Annotated in this window: 1 protein-coding gene; it reads right to left on the bottom strand. The window is 67.2% G+C overall.

Annotated elements, in window-relative coordinates:
* Window positions 1-460: molybdenum cofactor guanylyltransferase MobA (mobA, locus tag EOA36_RS36875; RefSeq protein ID WP_127281337.1), on the bottom strand; the 460-nt coding region annotated here is incomplete at both ends.

The raw sequence follows: 460 nt of genomic DNA, 5'->3' as shown, positions 1-460 counted from the left end.
AAACTCCACCTCGACGACGCCGTGGCGGTCGATGAAGGCAGAGACCCGCCGGTTGTCCTCGTCGACCAGGAACCGGCGCAAGGCATCATGAACGTCGAGCGGCCAGAGCGCGAATGTCGGGTGCCGCCTGCCGCCTGAGCTGGCGACAGCGATCGATCCGGGCTTTGAGTCGGCGGCCGCAGCCAGTCGCTCGACCAGATTTTTGGGGAAAAAGGGCGTATCGCCGGCAACCGTGACCACGGCATCGCAGCCGATCGACGCCCACTCGATGCCGGTCAGGATGCCGGCCAGCGGTCCCGCATGCCCCTCCACCGTATCGGCAAGCACGGGCAGCCCGAAGCTGGCGAAGCGCGTCGGGTCGCCATTGGCGCTTAGCGCCAGCGGTCCGGTCTGCGGAGCAAGACGCTTGACGACATGGTCGAGCACGCTGCGGCCACCAAGCTCGAGCAGGGTCTTGTCG

Origin of the sequence: Mesorhizobium sp. M8A.F.Ca.ET.021.01.1.1 (assembly GCF_003998025.1) — a bacterium.
Classification (GTDB): domain Bacteria; phylum Pseudomonadota; class Alphaproteobacteria; order Rhizobiales; family Rhizobiaceae; genus Mesorhizobium.
This window is presented reverse-complemented; position numbering and strand designations above follow the sequence as displayed.